General features: G+C 62.8%; 23 protein-coding genes and 1 tRNA gene. 9 read left to right on the top strand and 15 right to left on the bottom strand.

Annotation, left to right across the window (positions count from 1 at the left end; all coding sequences use genetic code 11):
• Positions 1–2: 2 nt before the first annotated feature.
• From ABEB22_RS02015 to ABEB22_RS01975, 9 genes are all read right to left on the bottom strand, one after another.
• Positions 3–77 (bottom strand) — tRNA-Glu (locus ABEB22_RS02015).
• A 116-nt stretch (positions 78–193) separates the two neighbouring features.
• Positions 194–1,948 carry a single-stranded-DNA-specific exonuclease RecJ gene (gene recJ, locus ABEB22_RS02010; RefSeq protein WP_406870720.1) on the bottom strand — a complete coding sequence of 585 codons (1,755 nt, stop codon included), beginning with the start codon at positions 1,946–1,948 and terminating at the stop codon, positions 194–196.
• A 63-nt stretch (positions 1,949–2,011) separates the two neighbouring features.
• Positions 2,012–2,917, bottom strand: a complete 906-nt coding sequence (gene rlmF / locus ABEB22_RS02005) for a 23S rRNA (adenine(1618)-N(6))-methyltransferase RlmF (RefSeq protein WP_406870719.1) — start codon at positions 2,915–2,917, stop codon at positions 2,012–2,014.
• A gap of 101 nt (positions 2,918–3,018) precedes the next feature.
• Entirely contained in the window at positions 3,019–3,990 is a 972-nt protein-coding gene (gene glpX / locus ABEB22_RS02000) for a class II fructose-bisphosphatase (protein ID WP_406870718.1), read from the bottom strand.
• Between the two features lie 234 nt (positions 3,991–4,224).
• Entirely contained in the window at positions 4,225–5,529 is a 1,305-nt protein-coding gene (locus ABEB22_RS01995) for a homoserine dehydrogenase (protein WP_339111986.1), read from the bottom strand.
• Between the two features lie 121 nt (positions 5,530–5,650).
• A complete protein-coding gene (locus tag ABEB22_RS01990) occupies positions 5,651–5,881 on the bottom strand; it encodes a hypothetical protein (protein ID WP_339111987.1) in 231 nt (76 codons plus the stop codon).
• Between the two features lie 82 nt (positions 5,882–5,963).
• On the bottom strand, positions 5,964–6,608 hold the full coding sequence (locus ABEB22_RS01985; RefSeq protein WP_406870717.1) for a TadE/TadG family type IV pilus assembly protein: 645 nt from the start codon (positions 6,606–6,608) through the stop codon (positions 5,964–5,966).
• Positions 6,605–7,183, bottom strand: a complete 579-nt coding sequence (locus tag ABEB22_RS01980) for a TadE/TadG family type IV pilus assembly protein (protein ID WP_406870716.1) — start codon at positions 7,181–7,183, stop codon at positions 6,605–6,607. The genes ABEB22_RS01985 and ABEB22_RS01980 overlap by 4 nt, the downstream gene beginning before the upstream one ends.
• 9 nt (positions 7,184–7,192) lie before the next feature.
• Positions 7,193–9,007: a pilus assembly protein TadG-related protein gene (locus ABEB22_RS01975; protein WP_339111990.1), complete on the bottom strand. Its 1,815-nt coding sequence runs from the start codon at positions 9,005–9,007 to the stop codon at positions 7,193–7,195.
• A gap of 336 nt (positions 9,008–9,343) precedes the next feature.
• Between ABEB22_RS01975 and dnaG the strand changes: the two genes are divergently transcribed.
• The 4 genes from dnaG (at position 9,344) to fabI (ending at position 14,884) form a co-directional block, all read left to right on the top strand.
• Complete coding sequence (dnaG, locus tag ABEB22_RS01970) at positions 9,344–11,362, top strand: DNA primase (RefSeq protein WP_339111991.1); 2,019 nt, start codon at positions 9,344–9,346, stop codon at positions 11,360–11,362.
• A 132-nt stretch (positions 11,363–11,494) separates the two neighbouring features.
• Positions 11,495–13,501: an RNA polymerase sigma factor RpoD gene (gene rpoD, locus ABEB22_RS01965; protein ID WP_350937793.1), complete on the top strand. Its 2,007-nt coding sequence runs from the start codon at positions 11,495–11,497 to the stop codon at positions 13,499–13,501.
• 3 nt (positions 13,502–13,504) lie between these two features.
• Positions 13,505–13,996 carry a hypothetical protein gene (locus ABEB22_RS01960; protein ID WP_339111993.1) on the top strand — a complete coding sequence of 164 codons (492 nt, stop codon included), beginning with the start codon at positions 13,505–13,507 and terminating at the stop codon, positions 13,994–13,996.
• A gap of 123 nt (positions 13,997–14,119) precedes the next feature.
• Complete coding sequence (gene fabI / locus ABEB22_RS01955; RefSeq protein WP_339111994.1) at positions 14,120–14,884, top strand: enoyl-ACP reductase FabI; 765 nt, start codon at positions 14,120–14,122, stop codon at positions 14,882–14,884.
• Between the two features lie 3 nt (positions 14,885–14,887).
• Here the strand turns inward: fabI and ABEB22_RS01950 are convergent, their stop codons facing one another.
• From ABEB22_RS01950 to ABEB22_RS01940, 3 genes are all read right to left on the bottom strand, one after another.
• Positions 14,888–15,541, bottom strand: a complete 654-nt coding sequence (locus ABEB22_RS01950) for a 3-oxoacid CoA-transferase subunit B (protein ID WP_406870715.1) — start codon at positions 15,539–15,541, stop codon at positions 14,888–14,890.
• Positions 15,541–16,194, bottom strand: coding sequence for a CoA transferase subunit A (locus ABEB22_RS01945; RefSeq protein WP_406870714.1), 654 nt, complete (start codon positions 16,192–16,194; stop codon positions 15,541–15,543). The genes ABEB22_RS01950 and ABEB22_RS01945 overlap by 1 nt, the downstream gene beginning before the upstream one ends.
• A 164-nt stretch (positions 16,195–16,358) precedes the next feature.
• Entirely contained in the window at positions 16,359–17,210 is an 852-nt protein-coding gene (locus ABEB22_RS01940; RefSeq protein ID WP_406870713.1) for an NmrA family NAD(P)-binding protein, read from the bottom strand.
• 107 nt (positions 17,211–17,317) lie between these two features.
• Here ABEB22_RS01940 and ABEB22_RS01935 point away from each other — a divergent pair, with 107 nt between their 5' ends.
• From ABEB22_RS01935 to ribD, 5 genes are all read left to right on the top strand, one after another.
• A complete protein-coding gene (locus ABEB22_RS01935; protein WP_339111998.1) occupies positions 17,318–17,692 on the top strand; it encodes a helix-turn-helix domain-containing protein in 375 nt (124 codons plus the stop codon).
• A gap of 58 nt (positions 17,693–17,750) precedes the next feature.
• Entirely contained in the window at positions 17,751–18,092 is a 342-nt protein-coding gene (locus tag ABEB22_RS01930) for a hypothetical protein (RefSeq protein WP_339111999.1), read from the top strand.
• Positions 18,093–18,097: 5 nt separating this feature from the next.
• Positions 18,098–18,517, top strand: a complete 420-nt coding sequence (locus ABEB22_RS01925; RefSeq protein WP_350937808.1) for a secondary thiamine-phosphate synthase enzyme YjbQ — start codon at positions 18,098–18,100, stop codon at positions 18,515–18,517.
• 145 nt (positions 18,518–18,662) lie between these two features.
• Complete coding sequence (nrdR, locus tag ABEB22_RS01920; protein WP_339112001.1) at positions 18,663–19,124, top strand: transcriptional regulator NrdR; 462 nt, start codon at positions 18,663–18,665, stop codon at positions 19,122–19,124.
• Positions 19,124–20,212 (top strand): bifunctional diaminohydroxyphosphoribosylaminopyrimidine deaminase/5-amino-6-(5-phosphoribosylamino)uracil reductase RibD, encoded by a 1,089-nt coding sequence (gene ribD / locus ABEB22_RS01915; protein WP_406870712.1) that lies wholly within the window; start codon positions 19,124–19,126, stop codon positions 20,210–20,212. Before nrdR ends, ribD begins: the two co-directional genes overlap by 1 nt.
• On the opposite strand, the gene ABEB22_RS01910 is transcribed toward ribD, so the two are convergent.
• The 3 genes from ABEB22_RS01910 to ABEB22_RS01900 form a co-directional block, all read right to left on the bottom strand.
• Positions 20,209–22,167, bottom strand: a complete 1,959-nt coding sequence (locus ABEB22_RS01910) for a capsular polysaccharide biosynthesis protein (protein ID WP_406870711.1) — start codon at positions 22,165–22,167, stop codon at positions 20,209–20,211. The genes ribD and ABEB22_RS01910 overlap by 4 nt on opposite strands.
• Before the next feature lie 23 nt (positions 22,168–22,190).
• Positions 22,191–23,312, bottom strand: coding sequence for a polysaccharide biosynthesis/export family protein (locus tag ABEB22_RS01905; protein ID WP_406871165.1), 1,122 nt, complete (start codon positions 23,310–23,312; stop codon positions 22,191–22,193).
• A gap of 107 nt (positions 23,313–23,419) precedes the next feature.
• Positions 23,420–24,706: a capsule biosynthesis protein gene (locus tag ABEB22_RS01900; protein WP_406870710.1), complete on the bottom strand. Its 1,287-nt coding sequence runs from the start codon at positions 24,704–24,706 to the stop codon at positions 23,420–23,422.
• Positions 24,707–24,797 lie beyond the last annotated feature (91 nt).

The following is a 24,797-nucleotide window of genomic DNA, read 5'->3' as shown; positions in this document are numbered from 1 at the left end:
AGTGGCAGCCCGTAGGGGAATCGAACCCCTCTTTCCAGGTTGAAAACCTGGCGTCCTAACCGATAGACGAACGGGCCATGCTTGCGGCGTGGGGCGGTAGATAGTCGAGGTTTATCCGCCGCGCAAGAGGTTTTTTCACGATATTCTCACCTGTCGTAATGCATGGTGGAAAGAGCTATGAAAATAAGGCGTTTCAAAGGGTTTCGACAGCCGGAGACGCATCCTCGAGCCGCAATTGGACCTTGTTGCGGCCGCCCCACGAGTTGATTTCCAACCGTCCTGCCAAGTGGAATCGCGTGGCCCCCGGTTTGGCGAGGGCCGGACCGATGGCGCTGTCGAAGGCCCCGAAGGCGATGGCATCGCGTTTCTGGCCGAGCCCGTCACCAAAGGAGAATCGCAGATGCGACTCGCCCACCTGACGCGCGCCCGTGATCTCCATTGCGGGGAAGGCGAAGCGTGGCGCGGGCGCGCCCTGACCAAAGGGGCCGGCCTGTTCGATCTGCTCGATCAGATCGGTGGTGGCCGCGCCCGGCATCAGGAGCGTGTCGATGCGCAGATCGCGCGGACCACCGGTGCCTGCGCCCTGTTTGGCCAGCAATTCCGCCAGACGCTCCATCGCGGCCTCCAGCTTGCCTTCCTCGACCGTCAGGCCGGCAGCCATCTTGTGGCCACCCCCTTTCAGCAAAAGCCCCTCGGCGGCCACACGTTGGATCGAAGCCCCCAGATCCACACCATTGACCGAGCGCGCCGAGCCCTTGCCGATCCCCTGATCGAGCCCGATCACCACGGCGGGGCGGTTGGTGGCCTCCTTGAGGCGGGCGGCGACGATCCCCACCACACCCGGATGCCAGCCTTCGCCCGCAGCCCAGACCAGAGGCGCATCGAGGCCGCGTTCCTCGGCCTGTTTCAGGGCGGCTTCGCGCACGCGGTTCTCGATATCGCGGCGGTCGGTATTAAGCTGGTCAAGGCGGGCGGCCAGCGCCTCCGCCTCGGCGGTATCATCGGTTGATAGAAGCCGCGCGCCCAGATCGGCGGCGCCGATCCGTCCGCCCGCATTGATCCGCGGCCCCAGAAGGAAGCCCAGATGATAGGCATTGGGGGCCTGATCCATCCGTGCCACATCGGCCAGCGCGCGCAGCCCCACGCGGTCGCGCCGCCCCATGACCTTCAGGCCTTGGCGCACCAGCGCGCGATTGCAACCAACGAGCGGAGCCACATCGGCCACCGTGGCCAGCGCCACCAGATCCAGCATGGCGATGAGGTCCGGGCCCTTGAGGCTCTCGCTCCGCATCAGGCGGTTCACATCGACCAGCATCAGGAAGACCACGGAGGCGGCGCAGAGATGCGCGAGGTCCTTTGTCTCGTCCTGCCGGTTGGGGTTTACGCAGGCGACGCAATCGGGCAGGGTCTCGCCGCCCAGATGGTGATCGAGGATAATTACATCCGCGCCCCTGGCCGCCGCCACCGGCTCGTGCGAGAGCGTGCCGCAATCGACGCAGACGATCAGGTCGTGATCCCGTGCAAGGGCCTCCATCGCGGGGACATTGGGGCCATAGCCCTCGTCGATCCGGTCGGGGATGTAGAGCGTGGGGGTTACCCCCATCTGCTTGAGCCAGACCATCAGGAGCGCGGCAGAAGACCCGCCATCAACATCGTAATCGGCAAAGATCGCGATCCGTTCGCGGCGTTTGACCGCGGTCAGAAACCGGGTCGAGGCTTTCTCCATATCCAGCATCTCGCGCGGATCGGGCAGCAGGTCGCGTAAGGTCGGCTCGAGGAAGCTTGCCGCCTCCATCGGCGGCACGCCGCGCGCCACGAGGATGCGGGCGAGGGGATGGGGCAGGCGGGTTTCCTGCACCATGGCTTCGGTCAACCGATCGGATTCGGGGCCGGGGCCCACCCAATGGCGATTGGTCAGCGATTGTTCGACATTCAGAAAGGCACTCATGGCGCAGTCCTAGCCCAAAAGAGGGCGGTGCCGCCAGAGGCAACTGGGGAAAAGCAGCGCGGGTTACAGGCTGCGCTGGCGTCGGGGATAATAGGTCCATGCGATGAAGCGGCTGGTCTTTTGGCCCTGCGCCATTTCGACCATGCGCATCTCGTCCACCCTCGCGTCACGCAGCAGCCGCTCGAGCACGCGCAGATTGTCCTTCTTGGAGACGAGCGAGGTGAACCACAGGCATTGCTCGGCATAGATCCGGCTTTGGGTGATCATTGTCGAGAGAAACCCGATCTCGCCGCCCTCGCACCATAGCTCGGCATTCTGCCCGCCGAAATTCAGCGCCTTCGACTTTCCGTGGCCGAGATTGCGCCATTTGCGCTCGGTGCCCTTTTGCGCCTCCTCCATCGAGGCATGGAAGGGGGGGTTGCAGAGTGTGACGTGGAAAAGATCATCGGCAGTGAGGAGGCCCTTGAAGATATTTTCGGGGTCGGGCTGCTGTCTCAGCTCGATCGGCAGCGCGTTCCGCTCGCAGATTGCCTGCGCCGAGGCGATGGAGACGGGGTCGATATCGGCGCCCGTGAAGCTCCAGCCATATTCGCGCAGCCCTGTCAGCGGATAGACGAGGCTCGCGCCCGTCCCGATATCGAGCGCACGGATACCCGGCCCGCGCGGGATGCGGCCCCGATCGGCCTCTGCCAGAAGATCGGCCAGATAATGGATGTAATCGACACGACCCGGAATGGGCGGGCAGAGATAGGTTTCGGGGATGTCCCAGTCGTCGATGCCGTAATGCGTCTTCAGTAATGCGCGGTTGAGGGCGCGGACCGCTTTGGCATCCTTGAAATCGATGGTGGTGCCGCCCGAGGGGTTGAGCGTGGTGAAACCGGCCAGATCGGGGCTGTCCGCCAGAAGGCGCGCAAAATCATAGCCGTCCCGATGCTGGTTGCGGGGGTGGAGCAGGGGTTTGCTGGCCATAGGGCGCATCCTCGGATTGCGGCAAAAGGAAAGGCCACCGGACCTGTATCCGGTGGCCATAGGCCCTGTCCTAGCCGACAGAGCGCGCTGGGAAAAGCCGCTTACTTGCGGGTGGTGGGGTTGCGATAGAGCATCCGGCGCACCGAGCCGGTTTTCGAGCGCATCAGCACCGTCTCGGTCTCGATGTAATCGGGGGTGCGCTTCACGCCCTTCATGATCGAGCCATTGGTCACGCCCGTCATCGCCACGATCACATCCGAGGTCACCAGCTCGTCGCGCGCATAGATCTTGTCGAGATCGGTAATGCCTGCCTTTGCCGCGCGGCCCTTCTCGTCATCGTTGCGGAACAGCAGCTTGCCCCACATCTGGCCGCCCATGCATTTGAGAGCGGAGGCCGCCAGAACGCCCTCGGGCGCGCCGCCCGAACCCATATACATATCGATGCCGGTGGCCTCTGCCTCGGCGCAATGGATGATGCCGGCGACATCGCCATCGGTGATCAGGCGGATCGCGGCGCCGGTCGAGCGGACTTCCTTGATCATGTCCTGATGGCGCTCGCGGTCGAGGATGCACACGGTGATGTCACGCGGTGCCACGCCTTGGGCCTTGGCGAGCGCGTTCACGCGTTCGGCGGGCGACATATCGAGGCTGACGACGTCTTTCTCGTAGCCCGGACCGATGGCGAGCTTTTCCATATAGACATCGGGCGCATGCAGCAGCGTGCCGCGCGGTGCCATGGCGATCACGGTCAGCGCATTGGGCATGTCGAGCGCGGTCAGCGTGGTGCCTTCGAGCGGGTCGAGCGCGATATCCACGGCAGGGCCGGTGCCGGTGCCGACTTCCTCGCCGATATAGAGCATGGGGGCTTCGTCGCGCTCGCCCTCGCCGATCACGACCACGCCCTGAATGTCGAGCATGTTCAACTGCTCGCGCATGGCGTTCACGGCCGCCTGATCCGCGGCTTTCTCGTCACCGCGCCCGATCAGATCGGCGCTGGCATGGGCTGCGGCCTCCGATACGCGGGCCAGGCCCAGCGAGAGCATGCGGTCATTGAAATCTACGGGAGTGTTCATGTCTTGTCCTGTTTAATGCGCTTGCGCGCAGTGCAAATGGGCCAACGCCAAGAAAACCCGTTTGCCAGGGCAGGGCAACCCCCGTGACCGCTAACAGCCTGAAGTTAGTGCTTTTGGCGGGCGGATTTCTGCGCGCGGAGCGGGGCAGGGGAAGGCATGCTGCGGTGGGCTGTCCCGCAGGCACAGAGCGGGGGACGCGTCATGAAGAAGGCGGGGACTGGCCCCGCCTTCTCCTTACACTTCCTCGATACGCAGGGCGACGGGGTCGCCTTGCACCACGCCGGTCTGCGGGAAGCTGGCGATTGCGTGGTCGATTGCATCAGTGGTCGTCTTATGGGTGACGATCAGCACGGGGGCGGCGCTATCGGCATGGCCATATTGACGCATCCGCGAGATCGAGATGCCCGCATTACCGAGCGCCTGTGCCACCTTGGCCAGCGCCCCCGGTTTGTCGGCCAGATTGATGCGCAGGTAATAGGGCGCGGGGGCCGTGGCCGAGGCATGGGTCGCATCGCTCAGCTGGGCGGCCGGAATGCCGAAGGTCGGCAGGCGCAAACCGCGCGCGATATCGGAGACATCGCCCATCACGGCGCTGGCGGTCGGGCCCTCGCCCGCGCCTGCGCCCCTCAGCACGATCTGGCCCACGCTATCGCCTTCGATGACCACCATATTCGTGCCGCCCGAAAGCTGGCCCAAGGCCGAGGTGGCAGGCACGAGGCAGGGGGTCATACGCTGCTCGAGGCCACGGCCCGTCATCTGCGCCACGCCCAGCAGCTTGATCTTGTAGCCCATATCGCCCGCACGACGGATATCGTCGATCGAGATGCGCCCGATACCTTCGAGGACCACATCATCGAAGGCCACCTTGGTGCCGAAGGCGATGGAGGCCAGAAGCGAGAGCTTGTGACCGGCATCGATGCCGCCCACATCGAGATTGGGGTCGGCTTCCAGATAGCCCAGCTGGCGGGCTTCCTCGAATACGGTCGCATAGGGCAGGCCCGCATCCTCCATCCGCGTCAGGATGTAGTTGCAGGTGCCGTTCATCACGCCCATGACGCGGCGGATCTGGTTGCCGGCCATGCCTTCGGTCAAGGTCTTGATCACGGGGATGCCACCGGCAACCGCCGCCTCGAAACGGATCACGCGGCCAAGGCTCTCGGCCAGTTCTGCCAGCGCCTGCCCGTGATGGGCCAGCAGCGCCTTATTGGCGGTGACCACATCCTTGCCGGTTTTCAGGGCGGCTTCGGTCGCGTCCTTTGCGGCACCTTCATGGCCGCCCATCAGCTCGACGAAAACATCAATGTCGTCGCGCTTGGCAAGGCTGACCGCGTCGGTTTCCCAGGCGTAGCCCGACAGATCGGCATCGCGGTTCTTGGTCCGGTCACGGGCGCAAACGGCGGTGATTTCCACGCGACGGCCCGTGCGGGCGGCCAGCAGCTCGGCATGGCGCTGGACAATCTTGACGACGCCGATCCCCACTGTGCCAAGGCCGGCAATGCCGAGACGAAGAGCGGGGCCGGTCGCGGGCTGTGTGGACATGAGATACCTCATCGGAATTGGTCAGAGTTGGGGTCTGTTAGCCGGAAAACCCTGTCCGTGCAACGCGCATCGTCGGCAAGGCACGGCAGAGATCCATCAGGTGGCGACAGCGAGGTGAAGCTCAGTTCTCGCCGGTCGGGGCATTGCGCAGCGCCTCGGCCTCGGCCCTGAGCGCGTCGGCCCGTGCTTCGAGCGCCCGGCTTGCGGTGTAATCGGGCTCGGGCGTGGGGGTGAGAATCTGGTCGAGGGGAAGAAGCTCGGGATAGCCGCCGTCCATCATCGGCCCTCCGCCACAGGCCGAAAGCGCGGCGCAGAGCAGCGGGATCAGGGCGAGGCAGGGCAGATGTCGCATCGATTCTCCTTCCGACGGGGCAGGACCGACCATAGGCAGGGCCGCAGGTCTTGACCAGCCCGATCGGGGTCCATTGACACGATCAGAATGCGTCATCCCAAGTGATGGCGGTGCCACGCCGACGGGTCACGATGAAGTTCCCGATAGGGATCCCGTCGGCGCTCTGTTCCATGCCGACATTGAACGTGCTCTGGGTGCCGCCACTGCCCGGCAGGAGAAGCACGAGATTGCTGAGATTGAAGGGCGGGCGGTAGCGATAGATCGTCTCGACAATGACCGCTGTATCGCCCGCACCGAGGATCGGAATACGGTCCGCCTGTGTTTTCAGGGATTTCTTCGTTTGCGGTGTCAGCCCGTCAGGCGAATAGGATTCGTCCACACCGACAAACTTGTCCACCCCGTCGCAGACATTGGTATTGTTCTTCGCGCCGCATGTGATGAGGGTGACCCGCAGTGAGGTCTGCCCGTCGAAGCTGGACCGCGACGCAAAGTCGAAGACCTTCTTCATCCCCGCGATATAGGCGGGGCCGATGGCCGAACGCTCGCGCGAGAGGATATCGGCCACATCATAGGACGCGCGGGCGACCTCGCCTTTGGTGCGGAACGCATCGTAGAACTGGAAGGCCAGAAAGACCCAGACGGTCAGGATCAGATAGCCGAAGACCGCCTCGATCGGGATCGAGCCGTCTTCATTGTGGCGCAAGCGGGAGAGGCGGAGGCGTATCATTGCTGGATCGGTTCGTTGGCAAAGACAGTGATCGATACGAGGTTCATCTCTCCGTCATCATCCTTGGCAAGCATCGCCCATTTCAGAATGCTCGCGGCAGAGATATTCATCAGCGTGTCTGTCAGCAGGGAAGGCACTTTGAGACAGGCCCGCATCAGCATGATCTGGTTCTCGGTGCCCTGCTGGAGGACGGGTTTCGCATCTAGTGCCTTGCCGTCGCTATAATCATGACAGATGGCCGTCGTGCTCCAGTCGGGAGCGGTCCATGTGCTCCGGTCGACGGCGACAAGCTCGATGGTCAGCTGGTCTGTGCAGTTCTTGATTAGGCCGATATTGCGGCACATATTGCTCTTGATCTTTTCCTGGGAGGGGAAAGTGCTGCCATAGGTCTGCAGTCGCAGGTTGCGCGCGGTAATCTCGAGACCGCGGTCGAGCATGGTCTGTTTGCTCTGCAGCACAAAGATCTGCACACCCGCAAAGACGAACATCAGGAAGAAGGGCAGCACGATGGCCGCGGCCACCGTGCTGGCGCCGGATTGGTCGTGGTGGAAACGTCCGAGTAGGCTTCGTCGCATCGTCTTCCCTCAATTCGTCAGGCGTAGCGAGTTGATCGAGGCAGCGATCTCGGCGAAGGCATCGGTCAGTTCGTCTGAGGTGATGTCATAGTAATAGCCATCGCCCGACGAACAGGATTTCAATATAGCGGCACCGTTATCGGGGGCATCGACCGCGAGCGTATAGATCAGGATGTCATTGGCTTTCGCGGTGGTGCAGATCGCCTTAAGCGCCGTGTCCTTTTTGGTGAAGGTGTTGCCATCGGAAAAAACGGCGTAGGTGCCCGGGAAAGATGTGCTGCGTTTGATGGTCTTATAGACTGCATCGAAATAGGTGTAGGCAACGTATTCGTGCCGGAAATTGAGTTTGCCCCAGACCGTCGACCAGTCGATTTGGTAGAGCTTGCCCGTGTCGGAGACATAATTCTTCTGTGTGCCGCCATAACGGGATGTGGAGGTCGTGTAGAAGCCATTGCTGTCGCGGTAATACCACTTCTTGTTGGTCAGACGATACCATTTGGTGGTGCTGTAGCTATCGTCGTGCCAGTAGAGCGAGTCCCATTCGCTGGTCGTGGAGCTGTTGGTGGAGCCGGAATCGGCAGGGTTCAGCGAATCCGCGCTTTTGGTCGAGTAGAGTTCGGAGGGTCCGCTTTGATATTTCTGTTTGATGCTGAACGACCCGGTATTCTCGCCATCCGTCATCAGGACCATTACCTTGATCGAACGGTCGTCGATATCTGCCGTGCCATCAAGGTCGTACTCATAGGGGCGGGCGTCGAGGGAGGAGTCCACGTCCCCTTCGCTGATCAGATTGTCGACGACCGGCTGGGCCGCAGGATCAAGCAGTGCCAGACCCCAGCGCGCACCGATATCGATGGCCGTATCGCCACTGGCCTTCAGGCTGCCGATCTTTTTCTCGATGTCGGTCTGTGAATTGCTGAAGGGCAGGACCGGGGAGTAGCTTTGCTCGTCACAGTTCGACACCCAGGTGTGATAGGGGAACTGCCATCCGTTATAGTTGTCGGCATTATAGCCGAAGCGCACATAGTAATCGAGGCTGTCGCCCGACATCGTGCGCTGGATCGCAGTGGTCGGGCTGATGGCGATGGTATCGGTCGGCAGCAGGAAGACATCACCACAGGTCGTGTCCGTCTGTTCGGTGGACAGGTTGAACTGTGCCGCCAGATCATCGCCCAGAACGACCTGCTGGTTATAGGGGATGACCGAGATCGACAGCCGTCCATCGGGGGCGTTTTCGGGCTGCACCTTGGTAAACATCTGGTCCACGAATGTATCCGCGCCCTCCTGCAGGGCCGCGAGGCGGGTCACGCCGTCACCGACATCGGTCGCCATCGAGCCCGACACGTCGAGCACCAACGAGACCTCGACATTGCCGATGGCCTCATAGGCCTCGCTGACGATCTTGGTGGAGAGCGTCTTGATGCCGATCTGCGCGAGTTGTCCCATGAAGCTCGTCGTCATGGTATCGGTCGCCTCGATGCGGACCCTGCGCCATTCCCCGTAGCTACCTTCGGTGACGGTCACGGTCCGGTCGACATCCTCGAGCCCCGCTTTCTTGAGATAGTCATCCACCACAAGCTCGGGATCGAGTTCCTGGCTTAGCGAGGCGGCTGCAAGGGAGGCACGGTCAAGGACCGCAAGGATCTGGGTCCGGCGGGCTTCGAAATGCATGAAGTCGAGCGCCACGCCCGAGAGGACCAGCAGCACCGTCAGCAGGATGATCGTCAGCGGAAGGATCGCGCCGGTTTCCTCGTCGCGCATCCGCATGGCAGGCCGTAGGCTCCGGCAGGCCATATCGGGCAGGCGGGTGCGGCTATGGACCATTGGACGAACTCCGGGCGGGCAGAGGGGGACGTGTAACGAGGCTACTTCTTCATGTCTTCTTAATCTTTTGCATGGGGCAGAATTGGGGCAATTCTCGGGCAGGAATGGTGTTTGTGTTGAGCATTCAGGGAGGATTGCAGCGAACTGTTCAGATTGGATCAATCACGGTAGGCAAAGCGGCCTGAATCTAGCGCGTATTTTAGCTATCTCGGCACTTTTTTGATGCTTTGCGGCCAAAACATGTCGGATCGGATCCGGCGGCAGGCCGGAGAATTTTGCGTCAACTTGATCCCGCACCCTCTGGACAGGGGCGCGAACTGCGCCGATATACTCCCTATGAGCTTGCCGCCAGGATTCCTCGACGAACTACGCAACCGCCTCTCGATCTCGCAGGTGATCGGGCGGAAAGTCATGTGGGATAATCGCAAGTCCAATCAGGCCAAGGGCGATATGTGGGCACCGTGCCCGTTCCATCAGGAAAAATCCGCGTCTTTCCATGTGGATGATCGCAAAGGCTACTATTACTGTTTTGGCTGCCATGCCAAAGGTGACGCGCTGACCTTCGTGCGCGAGACCGAGAATGTCGGGTTCATGGAAGCGGTCGAGATCCTCGCCACCGAGGCGGGGATGCAGATGCCCGCCCGCGATCCGCGGGCGCAGGAGAAATCCGACCGCCGGACCGAGCTTGCCAAGGTCATGGAAGAGGCGCTGAAATTCTACCGTCTGATGCTCAACACGCAGGCGGGGCAGGGTGCGCGCGACTATCTCGCACGGCGCAAGTTGGGCCCCGAGGCGCAGGCGCGTTTCGAGATAGGTTTTGCCCCCGATGGCTGGCAGGGCCTGTGGGATACGCTGCGCGCCAAGGGAATCGCCGAAGACCTGATCATCGGTGCGGGGCTCGCCAAGGCCTCGACCAAGGGAAAGCAGCCCTATGATGTCTTCCGCAACCGCATCATCTATCCGATCCGGGACCCCCGCGGGCGGTGTATCGGCTTTGGCGGGCGGGCGATGGACCCCAATGATAACGCCAAGTATCTGAATTCGCCCGAGACCGAACTCTTTGACAAGGGCCGCTCGCTCTATAATCACGGGCCCGCCCGCGAGGCGTGCGGCAAGGGGGCGCAGCTTGTGGTCTGTGAAGGCTATATGGATGTGATCGCGCTCGTGGAGGCGGGGTTTGGTGGCGCGGTAGCGCCTCTGGGCACCGCTGTCACCGAGACCCAGTTACAGCTTTTGTGGCGTATCCATGACGAGCCGGTCATCGCGCTTGATGGTGATACGGCCGGTATCCGCGCTGCCCATCGGGTGATCGATCTTGCACTGCCGCTGATGGAGGCGGGCAAGGGGCTGCGCATCGCGATCATGCCCGAAGGACAGGACCCCGACGATCTGATCAAGGCCAAGGGGCGCGAGGCGATGGCCGAGGTGCTGAAGACCGCGCGTCCGATGATCGAGCTGATGTGGAGCCGTGCCATCGAGGGGCGTGTGTTCGACAGCCCCGAGCGCAAAGCCGCGCTCGACAAGGAACTGCGCGCGGCAATCTCGCAGATCAAGGATCCCTCGATTCGCGCGCATTATGGTGAGGAAATCCGCCAGAAGCGCCGCGAACTGTTCGGGCTGGGCCGCGAGCCCGAGCGGGATTTCTCGGGCCGTGGGGCTTACTCACAGAGCTATCAACAGGATTATCAACAAGGCGGTGGTAATTTCCGCCGTAATTATCCACAGGGCCGCAATGGCGGGCGGGGCGGTTGGGGCAAGCTGCCCGCGCTGCCGCTCGAGCAGACCCGCAACTCCATGCTGGCCGTGGCGCAGGATGCGGCGGTGGCCGAAAATCTGCGCGCGGCGATGGTGCTGGCGATCTTTGTTTCGCATCCACGGCTGGTGGCCGAGTTCGAGGCACAGCTGGAAAATGCACCCTTTGCCAATCCCGATCACGACCGGTTACGCAATCTGATGCTCCGGAATCTGGGGCTTGAGCCGGAAGAATTGACGCGGCTCTTGCAAAATCAGATGGGGGACTATCTTGAAAATATGATGAGTTTGCCCCATCTCCGTAGCGCGCCGCCCGTGGTGAAGGTTACGGATACGGCGCTTGCGCGTATGTGTCTGGCCGAAGAACTGGCAAAACTCGACGCCGAACGGGCCGTGCGGGCCGAAGTGGAAGATGCGATGGAAGACTTGGAAGGCGTCGCCGATGAAGGGCTGACATGGCGCCTGAGCCAAGCAACGCGACAAAAACAGAAGGCGTCGCGTTCAAAACTGGATGATACGAGTGATATGGGGGAAGACCGGGCCGCGCTTTCGGCGTATTTGCAATCGGTCATCGATCAAGAGATATGGCGGAAGAAAAAATGACGCGGTGATGCAACGCCCTGAATATGATCGATTCACCCCCCTGTGATTCGGTCGAATGATTCGATAATACAGCGGGATATGATTCGTACCCGCCCTAGCCGTGCTACAGCCCAAGCCGATCAAGGAGCGCCCATGGCCGCCAAAGACATCGACGATAACAAGCCTAATACCGCCAATGACGATGGTACGTCCTTCGACATGTCGAAGACGGCGGTCAAACGCATGATCGCCGAGGCCAAGGAAAAAGGTTACATCACCTATGACCAGCTGAACGCGGTCATGCCGCCCGATCAGGTGTCGGGCGACCAGATCGAGGACGTCATGTCGATGCTCTCAGAGATGGGCATCAATGTGATCGAGGACGAGGAAGCAGACGAGGATGCGTCCGAGAATGACGGCTCCTCTTCCGGCGGTGCGCTGGCCACTGTTGGCGGGGGTTCGCGCGAGGTCGCGCTTTCGTCAGGCTCCGGCGAGACGTTGGACCGCACCGATGACCCCGTTCGGATGTATCTGCGCGAGATGGGCTCGGTGGAACTGCTGTCGCGCGAGGGCGAGATCGCCATCGCCAAGCGGATCGAGGCGGGCCGGAACACCATGATCGCCGGGCTGTGCGAAAGCCCGCTGACCTTCCAGGCGATCACGATCTGGCGTGACGAACTTCTGGAAGAAGACATTCTGCTGCGCGACGTGATCGACCTCGATGCGACCTTCGGCCGCTCGCTCGATGAAGAGGGCGAGGATGACGAGCATGTCGTTGGTGGCGTCGGCGGTGGTGATGCGCAGGTGCGCCCTGCCGAAAAGACGCAGGAATTCGACGCCGACGGCAATCCGATCGATTCGGATGACGAGGATGAGGACGACGCGCCCAACATGTCGCTCGCTGCGATGGAAGCCGCGCTGAAGCCGCGTGTTCTCGAGACGCTCGAATCCATCGCGCTGCTTTATGACGATCTGGCCGAAATGCAGGATATGCGGATGTCGGCCACCCTGAACGAGGATGGCACCTTCTCGGTCTCCGATGAGGCGGCCTATCAGAAGAAGCGCTCCGAGATCGTCGAGTTGGTGAACTCGCTTCATCTGCATAACAACCGGATCGAGGCGCTGATCGATCAGCTTTACGGGATTAACCGCCGTATCATGTCGACCGATTCGGCGATGGTGAAACTGGCTGATCAGGCCCGTATCAACCGCCGCGAATTCGTGGAATCCTATCGTGGCTACGAGCTGGACCCGACCTGGGTCGATGCAATGGCTGCCAAACCCGGCCGTGGCTGGCAGGTCCTGATGGAGAAATATCGCGACAAGGTGGAAGAGCTGCGTGGCGATATGGCCCAGATCGGGACCTATATCGGTGTGGATATCACCGAGTTCCGCCGCATCGTGAATCAGGTCCAGAAGGGCGAGAAAGAGGCGCGCGCCGCCAAGAAGGAGATGGTCGAGGCCAACCTCCGTCTGGTGATCTCGATCGCCAAGAAATACACCAACCGCGGTCTGCAATTCCTCGATCTTATCCAGGAAGGGAATATCGGCCTGATGAAGGCTGTGGATAAGTTCGAATATCGCCGCGGCTACAAGTTCTCGACCTATGCGACCTGGTGGATCCGTCAGGCGATCACCCGCTCGATCGCCGATCAGGCGCGCACCATCCGTATTCCGGTGCACATGATCGAAACGATCAACAAGCTGGTCCGCACCGGTCGTCAGATGCTGCACGAGATCGGCCGCGAGCCGACGCCGGAAGAACTGGCCGAAAAGCTGCAGATGCCGCTCGAGAAGGTCCGCAAGGTGATGAAGATCGCCAAGGAGCCGATCTCGCTCGAAACCCCGATCGGGGACGAGGAAGACAGCCAGCTGGGCGATTTCATCGAGGACAAGAATGCCGTGCTGCCGCTCGACAGCGCGATTCAGGAAAACCTCAAGGAAACCACCACGCGGGTTCTGGCCTCGCTCACCCCGCGCGAGGAACGGGTTCTGCGGATGCGTTTCGGCATCGGCATGAATACCGACCATACGCTCGAAGAAGTGGGTCAGCAGTTCTCGGTGACGCGCGAGCGGATCCGTCAGATCGAGGCGAAGGCGCTGCGCAAGCTGAAGCACCCCTCGCGCTCGCGCAAGCTGCGGTCGTTCCTCGACCAATAACCTATGTGGCCAGAAACGATTGAAGGCCCGCTGGATCGTATCGCGCGCGTGGTGGAAACCGCGCGCGCTGCGCATTTCAGCGAGGCGGTAACGCTCGAGAATGCCCATTGGGGCGAGGATCTGGACGCCCGCTTCCCGTGGGAATGTGGCGCGATCTATCTGATCGAGGATCTGGGCGATCCGGCGGAGACGGCGGAGGCTTTTACGCTCTATCGCCAGAACCTGACACCGCAGAACCGCCACCGGCTGAAGATCTTGCAGCCCACCGGCAGCGGGTCACAGGTGCTGCATGTGGGGGCCTGCAGCCGTAATCTGCGCGGCGCGCTGCGCCAGCATGTGATGTCGGTCACCGCCGCCACCCCCGCGCTGAAACTCAGCTGGTGGTATACCCCGCGCCCCTACCGCATCCACCTGCGTCGCTATGATGTGGACCCGCCAGTGCTGGACCTGATCCGTTCGGCAATGGTCGAGGAAATGCGTCCGGCCTTCGCCTGACGCTGCGGTGCGGAAAAAGCTGGAAATCCGGCGCAGGCTCGGCATGATGGGCCGTGTTCCATGTATGCGTTTCGGCCAGGTTTTCCGGCCTTCACCCTCTGCGGACATCGAAGGAGCCAGCCCATGTTCTCGCTTGCCGGTCAGAAAGCCCTGATCGTTGGGATCGCCAACGAGAGCTCCATCGCCTATGGCTGCGCCAAGGCGCTGAAGGCCCAAGGGGCGGATCTGGCGATCACCTATCTCAATGAAAAGGCCGAGAAATATGTGCGCCCGCTGGCAGAGGAGCTGGGGGCAGAGATCTTTGCTCCGCTCGATGTGTCCGACCCAGACCAGCTGACGGATCTCTTTGTGCAGATCACCGCCAAATGGGGGCGGCTCGATACGCTTTTGCATTCCATCGCCTTTTGCCCGAAGGAGGATCTGCATGGCCGCGTAACCGATTGCTCGCGCACGGGGTTCACGCAGGCGATGGATATCTCGGTCGGGAGTTTTATCGAACTGGTCCGCCGCGCCGAGCCGCTGATGGGGCAGGGTGGCACCTGTATGACTGTCAGCTTCTACGGCGCCGAGAAGGTCGTGAAGGATTACAATATCATGGGGCCGGTCAAGGCCGCGCTGGAATCGGTCTCGCGCTATATGGCGGCGGAACTCGGGCCCAAAGGTATCCGCGTACACGCGCTCTCGCCCGGTCCGCTCAAGACGCGTGCCGCCAGCGGAATTGCGCATTTCGACGAGATGATGGATGCCGCCAGCGCCCGTGCGCCCACCCATCAGCTTGCCACGATCGAGGATTGCGGGGCCTATGCGGCCTTTCTGGCGAGCGCCGAGGCTGCCAATATCACCGGCGGACTGCATTACATCGACGGCGGTTTCAACATCACCGGATAGGGGCTAGCCGAACCGCATTTCGGGCACATCTCCTGCATGGATCAGAGGGGCTTCGGTTAGTGCCTCGATCTCGGCCACGCTCACTTCCGGCGCCCGCTCGATCAGATGCAGCCCGTTCTCGCGCGGCTCGATCACGGCCAGATCAGTGACGATCAGGCTCACGCGGCGCTCGGCCGTGAGCGGCAGGGTGCATCGCGTGACGATCTTCGGCGCGCCATTGGCAGCATGCTGCATCGCCACGATAACCCGTTTGGCCCCCGCCACCAGATCCATCGCGCCGCCCATTCCGGGGATGCGCTTGCCGGGCACCATCCAGTTGGCAAGATAGCCGCGCGCATCCACCTGCAACCCGCCCAGCACCGTCACATCCAGATGCCCGCCACGGATCAGCCCGAAGCTCATCGCGCTATCAATGGACGCCGCTCCCGGCACGGCAGTCACAAACGTGCCGCCCGCATCGGTCAGATCGGGGTCTTCCATCCCGTCCGGCGGGCGCGTGCCCAGCCCGATCACGCCGTTTTCGGCCTGAAAGAAGACATTCCTCTCGGGCGGGACATAGGCCGCCACCAGCGAGGGCAGGCCGATCCCCAGATTGACCAGCGTTGCCGGCTGGATCTCTTGCGCAACACGTCGAGCGATGAGTTCTTTCGGCTCCATCAATGTGCCCTTTCCAGCAGGTGATCGACCAGCACACCGGGGGTCTTTACGCCGTCCGGCGGGATCGCCCCCACCGGCACGATCAGGCCGGGTTCGGCGATGACAGTGGTTGCGGCCAGCGCCATCACCGGATTGAAGTTATGGGCGGTCATCGAATAGGTGAGATTGCCAACATAATCGGCCTCATGCGCGGCAATCAGGGCGAAATCGGCGCGGAGCGGCTTTTCAAGCAGGAACGCCTTGCCATCAATCGTCAGCACCTCCTTGCCCTCGGCGATCCGTGTGCCCACGCCGGTGGGCGTCAGCACACCGCCAAGGCCCATGCCGGCGGCGCGGATCCGCTCGGCCAGCGTGCCCTGCGCAACCAGCTCGACCTCGATCTCGCCCGCAATCATCTGGGCCTGTGTCTCGGGGTTCAGTCCGATATGCGAGGCAATGACATGGCGGATGGCCCGCGCGGCGATCAGCTTGCCGATCCCCTCATTCGGGCGGCAGGTGTCATTGGCGATAACGGTGAGGTCTCTCACACCCGCGGCCACAAGCGCGTCGATCAGGCGGTGGGGCGAGCCTACGCCCATGAACCCACCGATCATCACGGTGGCCCCCTCGGGAACGAGGGCTGCGGCTTTCTCGGCAGTCAGGGCAGGTTTCACGACAGCTCCTCCATTCCCGCAACGAGGCGGTGCGAAATGACAGATCATCAAGCGCGTGATCCGACTATCGGGGAGGAGAATTACGAAGACAACGTGTGATTGAGATGTATCTTTGCGCGCAATCCGAAAGCGGGGGCCGGAAGATCCGGCCCCCGCCTATCGCGTCAGAGGGCCTTTGCGACCGTCTCGGCCATCGGCTCGGTCGGGCGGCCCAGAAGGCCCGAGAGGGTCTTCGAGCTGTCATCCAGCCAGCCTTCTCCCGCGCGCACCGAGCTGTCGACCAGCACATCGGCAAAACCGTCGGGGATGCCTGCGCCAACGAGCGCGGCCTTGTACTCGGCAGGCGGCAGATCGGCATAGGCCACCGGCTTGCCCGAGGCTTTGGCGACCATTGCCGCCAGTTCGGCGCCCGTATAGCCCGCATCGCCCGCCAGTTCGTAGACCTTGCCCGCGTGATCGCCCCCCGCCAGTACGATCGCTGCGGCTTCGGCATAATCTGCACGCGGGGCCGAGGCATAACGGCCCTCGCCCGAAGCACCGATCATCGCGCCATGCTCCACGGCATAATCGAGCCCTCCCAGCATGTTTTCCGAATACCAGCCATTGCGCAGCAGCGCATAGGGGATGCCCGAGGCGGCCAGCGCCTCTTCGGTGGCTTTATGCTCGACCGCAAGGATCATCGGGGACACGGTTGCCTGCAGGAGCGAGGTATAGGCGATAAAGCCCACGCCCGCCGCCTTGGCCGCAGCCACCACATTGCCATGCTGGCGCGCGCGCTGGCCGACCTCGGAGCCCGAGATCAACAGAAGGCGGTCGACGCCTTTGAAGGCGGCAGTCAGCGCCTCGACATCGTCATAGGAGGCTACAGCCGTGCCATAGCTCTGGGCGGCCAGAGCAGTTGCGGCCGCTTCACGGCGCACGAGTGCGGTGATGTCGGATTTCGCGACGCGGGTGGAAAGCTGTTCGAGAACGGTAGAGCCGAGCTGGCCGGATGCTCCGGTGACCATGTAACGCATTGTCTGTTCCTTCGGTTACGAATCTAGTATAGGTCTCGTTTAGAGACCAAAGGCCCCCGTGGGAAGGAGGCAGGTTTCGTGAACAAGGTAACACAGAGGGAACCATCATGACGCAGGCAGAGATATTGCTGGATGCCAAAGGGCGCGATCTGGCCGATTGTCCGGTGCGCCATGTGCTCGACCATTTGGCCGCCAAATGGACGACGCTGATCGTGCTGGAGCTGGCCGAAGGGCCGCGCCGGTTCTCGCAACTCTCGAAAGCGCTGCCCGATATTTCCAAGCGGATGCTGACCCAGAGCCTGCGTGATCTGGAGCGCGACGGGCTGATCTCGCGCGCGGTCTTTGCCACCAAGCCCCCCAGCGTCGAATACAGCCTGACCGCGATGGGGCATTCGCTTCTGCCGCCGCTGATCGGGCTCATCGACTGGGCCAAGGCGAATGGGCCACAGATCGCAGATGCCCGAACGGCATTTGCCAGCTAATCTTTTCAACTTGCCTCTTGCTTGCTATGCCTTAACAAGTTGCAGCCCAGAGGTGAAAATGACGCGTAGATTCCTGTCCCTGTTGTGCCTGCCGCTTCTGGCGGGCTGCACGCTGGATGCCAATGGCCGTCCGGCCTTCATGATGCATAATAGCGGTCCGTCGATGGATCAGCCGGGGACCTGCTTCCTCTATGTCGAAGACCCGAAGGACGGCACTTATAATCTTGTAAGCGGGATCGGTAACGGCACGATGCGCCCCTGGGCCACGCGCAAACGCGATCTGGATGCGGCGGCGCTTGACGCGGCATGGGCCAAGGAACGGCGTATCATGGATGTTAATCCCGAATGCTTGGCGATCCTCGCCAGCGACCGTAGCGATCCGCGCCCCGTTTCGGAGTAACCTCCATGGCGCATCGGGACTTTCGGGTGCAGACCCGCGGGCAAGGGCTTTACGAGGTCACACGCGAGCTGGCCGCATGGGTGGCGGAGGTGGCCCCTTCCGAGGCACTGCTGACGCTGTTTATCCGCCATACCTCGGCCAGTCTCCTCATTCAGGAAAATGCCGACCCCGATGTGCAGACGGATCTGAAGGGTTTTTTCCACCGGCTTGTGCCACCCACGACGGACCCGAGCCAGTCGTGGATGGTGCATACCTATGAGGGCCCCGACGATATGCCCGCCCATGTGAAGGCGGCACTTCTGCCGGTCTCGCTGCAGATCCCGGTTCTCGACGGGCGCATGGCTCTGGGCACATGGCAGGGGGTCTATCTCTTCGAGCATCGCGATAATCCCCATAGCCGTCATATCACCGCAATGCTGCGCTGAGTCTGATCGGCCACAGGTCCGTATCTACATGATTTGGTAGCGTCACTTTATGGCTACCCAATGATTCGCGTCTCCCCTATAGTCTTGTGGATAAGTGGGGCATTAGACCCCATAGAGGCGGTTTTTACAGGAAAAGGGGGACGCGATGCGCTGCCCGTTTTGCGGAAATGTTGATACGCAGGTAAAGGACTCGCGTCCGGCCGAAGATCATGTCGCGATCCGGCGCAGGCGTTTTTGCCCCGCCTGTGGTGGACGGTTCACGACCTATGAGCGGGTCCAGTTGCGCGATCTTGTCGTGGTGAAAACCAATGGCAAGCGTGAGGATTTCGAGCGCACCAAGCTGGAGCGGTCTATCCGGATCGCCATGCAGAAGCGTCCCGTAGACCCCGAGCGCATCGACCAGATGATCTCCGGCATCGTGCGGCGGCTGGAAAGCATGGGCGACACGGATATCCCCTCGAAGACGATCGGCGAGATCGTCATGGAGGCGCTGGCCCGTATCGATACGGTCGGGTATGTGCGCTTTGCCAGCGTTTACAAAAACTTCCAAGAAGCGGACGATTTCGACAAATTCGTCTCCGAGCTGCGTCCGGGCACGCCTGACTGATGCAGGCGGACGAACGGTTCATGCGGTTGGCCCTGTCGCTTGCGCGGCGGGGTCTTGGCAATACATGGCCCAACCCTGCGGTGGGCTGCGTGCTGGTGAAGGATGGCGTGATCGTGGGGCGCGGCTGGACCCAGCCGGGCGGGCGTCCCCATGCCGAACGCCATGCGCTGGCGCAGGCGGGCGAGGCCGCGCACGGTGCTACGGCCTATGTCACGCTCGAACCCTGTTCGCATTATGGTCATACGCCGCCCTGTTCGCTGGGGCTGATCGAGGCCGGGGTCGCGCGGGTGGTCTCGGCGCAGACCGACCCCGATCCGCGGGTGGCCGGGCGCGGTCATGCCATGCTGCGCGAGGCGGGGATCTCTGTCACGGAAGGCACGCTCGAGGCCGAGGCACGCGCGCTTCAGGCCGGTTTTCTGTCACGGATCGAACATGGACGTCCCTGGCTGGCGCTGAAACTCGCCACTTCTTTCGATGGCCGGATCGCCCTGTCCAACGGCCAGAGTCAATGGATCACCTCCGCGCAAGCCCGCGCGCATGTGCATGCACTGCGCGCCGAGTTCGATGCGGTCATGGTGGGCGGGGAGACGGCGCGCGCCGATGATCCTCTGCTGACAGTGCGTAATTTTACCCCGATCCGGCAGCCGGTGCGGGTGGTGGCGGCCTCACGGCTCGATCTGCCGCGCGCCCGCTTGGCGGGCTCTGTTTCCGATGCGCCGCTCTGGCTGGTCCATGGCCCCGATGCGCCGGCGGAGGCGCGGGCCTATTGGCACGGGCAGGGGGCGGATCTTACGCAGGTGCCACTTGGCGCGGGCGGGCTCGACCCAAAGGCGCTGATGGCGGCGCTTGGGGCGGCTGGGCTCACGCGGGTCTTCTGCGAGGGCGGCGGGCGGTTTGCGGCGGCCCTGATGCAGGCGGGGCTGGTCGATGAGCTGATCGGCTTTACCGCAGGCAAGGTTCTGGGCGGAGATGGCCGCGCGGCCCTTGGCCCGATGGGGCTGGAGGCGCTGGATCAGGCCCCGCACTACCAGCTTGTCAGCCAGCGCGAGATCGGTGGCGATGTGTTCCACCGCTGGCGGCGGACCTAACCTCTGGGCGGTTTCAGTAGATCCTGAAGTTTCGATAAGATCCGAAGCCCGATAGGCGCGGGGAGCGATGCCGCCAGCCTGTCCACGGCCACTTCGGGCGGGCAGGGCAGCCCGCTGACCGGATCGCGATAGCGCGGATAGGCGATCAGCGTGGCATGGGCCAGCTGCCACAGATCGGGCCGCGCCAATCGGCGGGCGGGCGCGGGCTGCAGATCGCGCGTCAGCCCCCAGCCGGCATAGAAAGGTGTGCCGAGGCACGTCACCGGCTTGCCGCGGATCAGCGCCTCGAACCCCATGAGCGAAGTCATCGTCCAGACCTCGTCACAGGCCTCGATCAGCGCGACCCCGTCGGCATCCGCGCAGACCTGATTGGCCAGACGCGCCAGATCCTGTGGCGCGACCGCGCCTTTACGCAGCCCTGCCTCGACATCGGGATGGGGCTTGTAGATCACCACCGCTTGCGGGTTCTCGCTGCGCACCCGCTCGAGAAGCGCCAGATTGCTCTGCGTGCTCGGGCTACCCTTCAGGATCGAGGCGTCATCCTCCACCTGTCCGGGCACGAGGATCCGATGGCCCTCGGGCAAGGTAGGCCGTGCGCCGGTGAGGTTGTATTTCGACAGACCCGCCTTCACGATCCGGTCCAGCAGCGCCTCGATGCGCCGACGCTCGGGCTCCGAAATCGGACGGGCGATCAGCTCTTCCAAATCCGAGGGGGCGGACGGGTCGTAATAGATCCCCTGCCGGTCGGTCACCAGCGACAGGGGCGGCGTCAGTTTTGCGCCGAGGCCACGGGAGCGCAGGAAGCCGTCCTCCATCCGCCACGCGCCCTCGGGCCTGCCGGGTTTGGACGCCCAATGGACGGGCTGGCCCGCCCCCGTGGCTTGCCCGAAGCCGACCTTCCCGTAGTCGCCATAGACCTGCCGCAGATGTTTGTGCTTCCAGCGGCTCATGCCGGTCATTCTATAGCCGTGCTGGTCCTCGCGGTAGGCGCGGGTCTGGGCGGCGAGCTGGTTGGTGGCCTCCTCGAAGCTGCAGATCCGGTTGTGGCACGGGTCGAACCAAGTCGGTGCCATGAGGTGCGAGACGGCGAAGATCTGTGCGCGGGTCAGGCGGCGCGCGCGGCGCGGGGGGGCGTTTTCGTCAAGGCTTAACCCCCATCCGGCATAGAAAGGCTGGCCGAAGACCCGTGGTTTGTGTCCCGCAAGGATTGCCTCGTAGCCCATCAGCGAGGAGACGGTATAGACAGCGATCGCTCCCTCCAGAAGCGCCCATGGCGAATGGGGCGCGCTGACCAGCTCGGTCAGCGCAGCGCAATTCTCGGGGCCGTAATGGCCTGCGCGCAACCCCGCACGGGTCTCGGGATGGGTCTTGATAAGGATGCGCGCCTTAGGGTTCTCGATCCGCGCCACGGCCAGCATCTCGCGGAAGGTCCGCGCGGACGCCGCGCCATAGGTGATAGAGGCATCGCCCTGGGTCTGGTCGATCACCAGCACATAACCTGGAGCGGGGGGCTGCAGGGAGGGATCGAAGGCGTTGTATTTGGAAAGATCAAGCGCCTTGAGGCGGTCGATCCCTTGGCGTGCGCGGGTTAGGAGGGCCGCATCATCCAACGGGGCCTTTGCCAGCAGCATCTCGATCCGCGAGGGGCGGGTGCCATCGAAATGCACCCCCAGCGGGTCAATCATCAGCCCCAGCGGCGGGTCCCCCTCGCGCCCTGTCCGCACCGATCTGAGAAAGGCATCCTCCAGCCGGACCAGCGTCGCACCTGTGCGGGCCGCGATGGCCTCACCGCGCTTTGCATAGGGCGAGCGGCCCCAGACGACCACGCCATCCCCCGTGGACGGGAGGCCCAGATGCAGGCTATGGCCTGCGGCCTTGAGGATCCGGCGCAAACGGGGCTGGCGCAAAAAACCGCCATTATAGAAGAAAAGCCGCCGGGGAACCCCGGCGGCCATATCGTCATCTTCGGCCAGAGGCATTAATTGGCCAGATTGTTCAGCGTATTGACCGTGCCCAGCGAGCCGGTCAGCGCCGAGAGCGTCTTCGACCATTGGACATAGGGTGCTTCGGTCACATAAACCGTATCACCATCGCGGATGGCGAAGTCGCGGGCCATGAACATCCCGTTGGGCTCGGTCAGGTTGAGGACATAGACCATGCGCTGGTCGCCCACGAGATCGTCGCGGCCAAGGACGGCGCGGGCGATCTCCTGCGGCTCGTTGCGGAAGACGAAGACGCCGGTCGGATCGGCGGTGCTGGTCTGCAAGCCGCCCACGGTGGCGATGGCCTCGAGGGCCGAGAGGGTCTTCGTCTCGAAGGGCACACGCGCCTGCGTGCCGGTCGCGCCGAGGGCGGTGAAGGCGCGGGTATCTTTCTCGATCAGGATCTTGTCGCCATTGCGCAGGGCGATATCCATCTGCGGATTGGAATAGAGATCCGAGAGCCAGACGGTGCCAGTCTGGCCGGTCTTGCGGGTCACCGTGACCCGTGCAATCGCGGGATCGATGGAGACGCCGCCTGCACGGGCGATCATCGCCGAGAGGGTGCGGGTCGGACGTTCGATCGCGTAGACGCCCTGACCGCCGATCGTGCCGGTCAGCGAGACGGTGGAGCCGTCGCCCGCCACGCGCGAGACGGCGACCTGCGGATCGGGCGTCTGGGCGTCGAGCTTGTCGGTGATCAGGCGGCGCAGCCCTTCGGGGGTATTGCCCGCAGCCTTGATGCGGCCTGCATAGGGCACGAAGATATAGCCCTGTCCGTCCACCTGCACATCGGTGAGCTGGGTCGCGCTGGTACCCTGCTGCACGAGGAGACCGTCATCGACGTTTTCCCACACGGTCAGCGCCAGCGTATCGCCGGGATTGATGGTATCGGACCCGAGCACTCCGGCATTGCGGAAGCTTGACGAGAAGCCGAATGCGGGCTGCACGGCGGTGGCGCGGGCCACATGGTCATTGACCGAGACGACAAAGGCATCGCCCTGACGCATGACGGAGCCTGCGAAGATCTCGCGCTTGTTGGGGCCGGAGCGCGGGAGCGCGCAGGCGGCCACGCTGAAGACCAGCGTCGAAAGGACCAGCACGCGCGTGGCTCTGGAGATAGTCGTATTCACTGCTCGAGCTCCTCTTTCGGGATGCTTCTCAATAGATATGCAATATGCATTTTGTGGGGCAGCGTCGCAGAAAGCCTAAGTAAAATCCAGTTACGTCACTTTATTACGCGCAACTGTTGCCGAGGTGCCGCTGTTCCGGAGGTCAGCGCATCATAGGGATCTTCGGTCGAGAGCATCATGTCGACGACCTGCCGCAGAAGCGTCCGCCGACCCTTGGCCGAGTAGAAACCGCCAGGGACTTGGCTGGTTTCCAGCAGATAATGGCGGTAATCGCGATAGGCGCGGGTGTCCGGGCGCGCAGGCGCAGTGAAGAAATCGGGCAGCGACTGCTGCGAGACGAATTCGGGCTTGTCATAGACCGCCGCGCCGAAAGCCTTGATTGGTAGCCCGCGCCAGAGCACCTGTTGGGCGGCGGTGGAGTTGACCGTAACGGCGGAGCGGGCCTGTGCCAGCAGACCGGCCAGTTTGCCGCCGCGCACGAAATGGACCCGCCCCTTGAGCCCGTAGCGGGCCACACCGTTGCGGATCGCCGCTTCAATGGGCGCACGGCCATCTTCAAGCGGATGGGCTTTCAGCACCAGATGGTGATGGCTGGGCGCGCCTGCGGCAAAGCCCTTCATCACCAGATCGAGGAAGTCGGTCTGGCTGGCAAAGGGGGAGTGCATGACGAAGCTACTGTCATGTTCAAGCTGCATCAGCACAAGATGATAGGGAAAACCGCCATATTTCACGCGCGAGGTCGCGAGCCAGCGTTGGAGCATATGCAGGGGCATCCGTAGCATGCGGCGCAGATAGAAGCGGAACTCCTCCATCACCGTGACCCCGCGATGCGAGCGGAAATTGGGCCAGCGACTGGCCCCGCGCATGACGCGGAAATGGTAGAGCGCGCCGTAGAAGACATGATGGCGCATATCGCCCCAGCGCGGCGGCGCATCGGGGAAGTCGATATCGGATTGGTCGAGCGCCGCGCGCATCTGCTCCACGCTCATCTCCATCAGCCGCGAATGCCCGTTGGAGCCGCCGCGTTCATAGGTGATCCAGTAGGGGCGCAGATAGCCCTCCTCGAAGACATGCACGCGGATACCTGCGGCCCGCGCGGCGATGATGGCTTGTGCATGGATCGCGCGGGTGTCGCCATAGAGCACGATATCGGTGATCTGTTTCTCGAGGAAGAGATCGGTCACGGCCTCGGGCCATGCCTCGGGAGTGCCCTGCCATGGGATAAAGGTCTCGGGGTCATGCCAGAAGGCCGCATCCCCGCCATTGAACCCCACACGCCACACCTTGGCCCCCGCACGGCCCAGCATCTGGGCCAGCTGACGGAAGAAGGGCCCATGAGGGCCTTGCAGCAGCAGGAAATGGCGATTGTCGAACAGGGGCATAGGCGGAGTGATCCGGGACTGATGACGAAGTGGTGCGACGAGGAATCGCACGAATTCCCTTGGGTAAGGTGAATTTGTGTCACAATTCTGG

It is taken from the genome of Thioclava sp. 'Guangxiensis', assembly GCF_045348365.1.
GTDB lineage: Bacteria > Pseudomonadota > Alphaproteobacteria > Rhodobacterales > Rhodobacteraceae > Thioclava > Thioclava kandeliae.
Note: the sequence above shows the minus strand (reverse complement) of the source record. Positions and strands in the feature narration are given on the sequence as shown.

Coding starts and splice junctions, on each gene's coding strand:
- recJ (WP_406870720.1), bottom strand. CDS start 1,948: ATGAGTGCCTTTCTGAATGTCGAACAATCGCTGACCAATCGCCATTGG.
- rlmF (WP_406870719.1), bottom strand. CDS start 2,917: ATGGCCAGCAAACCCCTGCTCCACCCCCGCAACCAGCATCGGGACGGC.
- glpX (WP_406870718.1), bottom strand. CDS start 3,990: ATGAACACTCCCGTAGATTTCAATGACCGCATGCTCTCGCTGGGCCTG.
- ABEB22_RS01995 (WP_339111986.1), bottom strand. CDS start 5,529: ATGTCCACACAGCCCGCGACCGGCCCCGCTCTTCGTCTCGGCATTGCC.
- ABEB22_RS01990 (WP_339111987.1), bottom strand. CDS start 5,881: ATGCGACATCTGCCCTGCCTCGCCCTGATCCCGCTGCTCTGCGCCGCG.
- ABEB22_RS01985 (WP_406870717.1), bottom strand. CDS start 6,608: ATGATACGCCTCCGCCTCTCCCGCTTGCGCCACAATGAAGACGGCTCG.
- ABEB22_RS01980 (WP_406870716.1), bottom strand. CDS start 7,183: ATGCGACGAAGCCTACTCGGACGTTTCCACCACGACCAATCCGGCGCC.
- ABEB22_RS01975 (WP_339111990.1), bottom strand. CDS start 9,007: ATGGTCCATAGCCGCACCCGCCTGCCCGATATGGCCTGCCGGAGCCTA.
- dnaG (WP_339111991.1), top strand. CDS start 9,344: ATGAGCTTGCCGCCAGGATTCCTCGACGAACTACGCAACCGCCTCTCG.
- rpoD (WP_350937793.1), top strand. CDS start 11,495: ATGGCCGCCAAAGACATCGACGATAACAAGCCTAATACCGCCAATGAC.
- ABEB22_RS01960 (WP_339111993.1), top strand. CDS start 13,505: ATGTGGCCAGAAACGATTGAAGGCCCGCTGGATCGTATCGCGCGCGTG.
- fabI (WP_339111994.1), top strand. CDS start 14,120: ATGTTCTCGCTTGCCGGTCAGAAAGCCCTGATCGTTGGGATCGCCAAC.
- ABEB22_RS01950 (WP_406870715.1), bottom strand. CDS start 15,541: ATGGAGCCGAAAGAACTCATCGCTCGACGTGTTGCGCAAGAGATCCAG.
- ABEB22_RS01940 (WP_406870713.1), bottom strand. CDS start 17,210: ATGCGTTACATGGTCACCGGAGCATCCGGCCAGCTCGGCTCTACCGTT.
- ABEB22_RS01935 (WP_339111998.1), top strand. CDS start 17,318: ATGACGCAGGCAGAGATATTGCTGGATGCCAAAGGGCGCGATCTGGCC.
- ABEB22_RS01930 (WP_339111999.1), top strand. CDS start 17,751: ATGACGCGTAGATTCCTGTCCCTGTTGTGCCTGCCGCTTCTGGCGGGC.
- ABEB22_RS01925 (WP_350937808.1), top strand. CDS start 18,098: ATGGCGCATCGGGACTTTCGGGTGCAGACCCGCGGGCAAGGGCTTTAC.
- nrdR (WP_339112001.1), top strand. CDS start 18,663: ATGCGCTGCCCGTTTTGCGGAAATGTTGATACGCAGGTAAAGGACTCG.
- ribD (WP_406870712.1), top strand. CDS start 19,124: ATGCAGGCGGACGAACGGTTCATGCGGTTGGCCCTGTCGCTTGCGCGG.
- ABEB22_RS01910 (WP_406870711.1), bottom strand. CDS start 22,167: ATGGCCGCCGGGGTTCCCCGGCGGCTTTTCTTCTATAATGGCGGTTTT.
- ABEB22_RS01900 (WP_406870710.1), bottom strand. CDS start 24,706: ATGCCCCTGTTCGACAATCGCCATTTCCTGCTGCTGCAAGGCCCTCAT.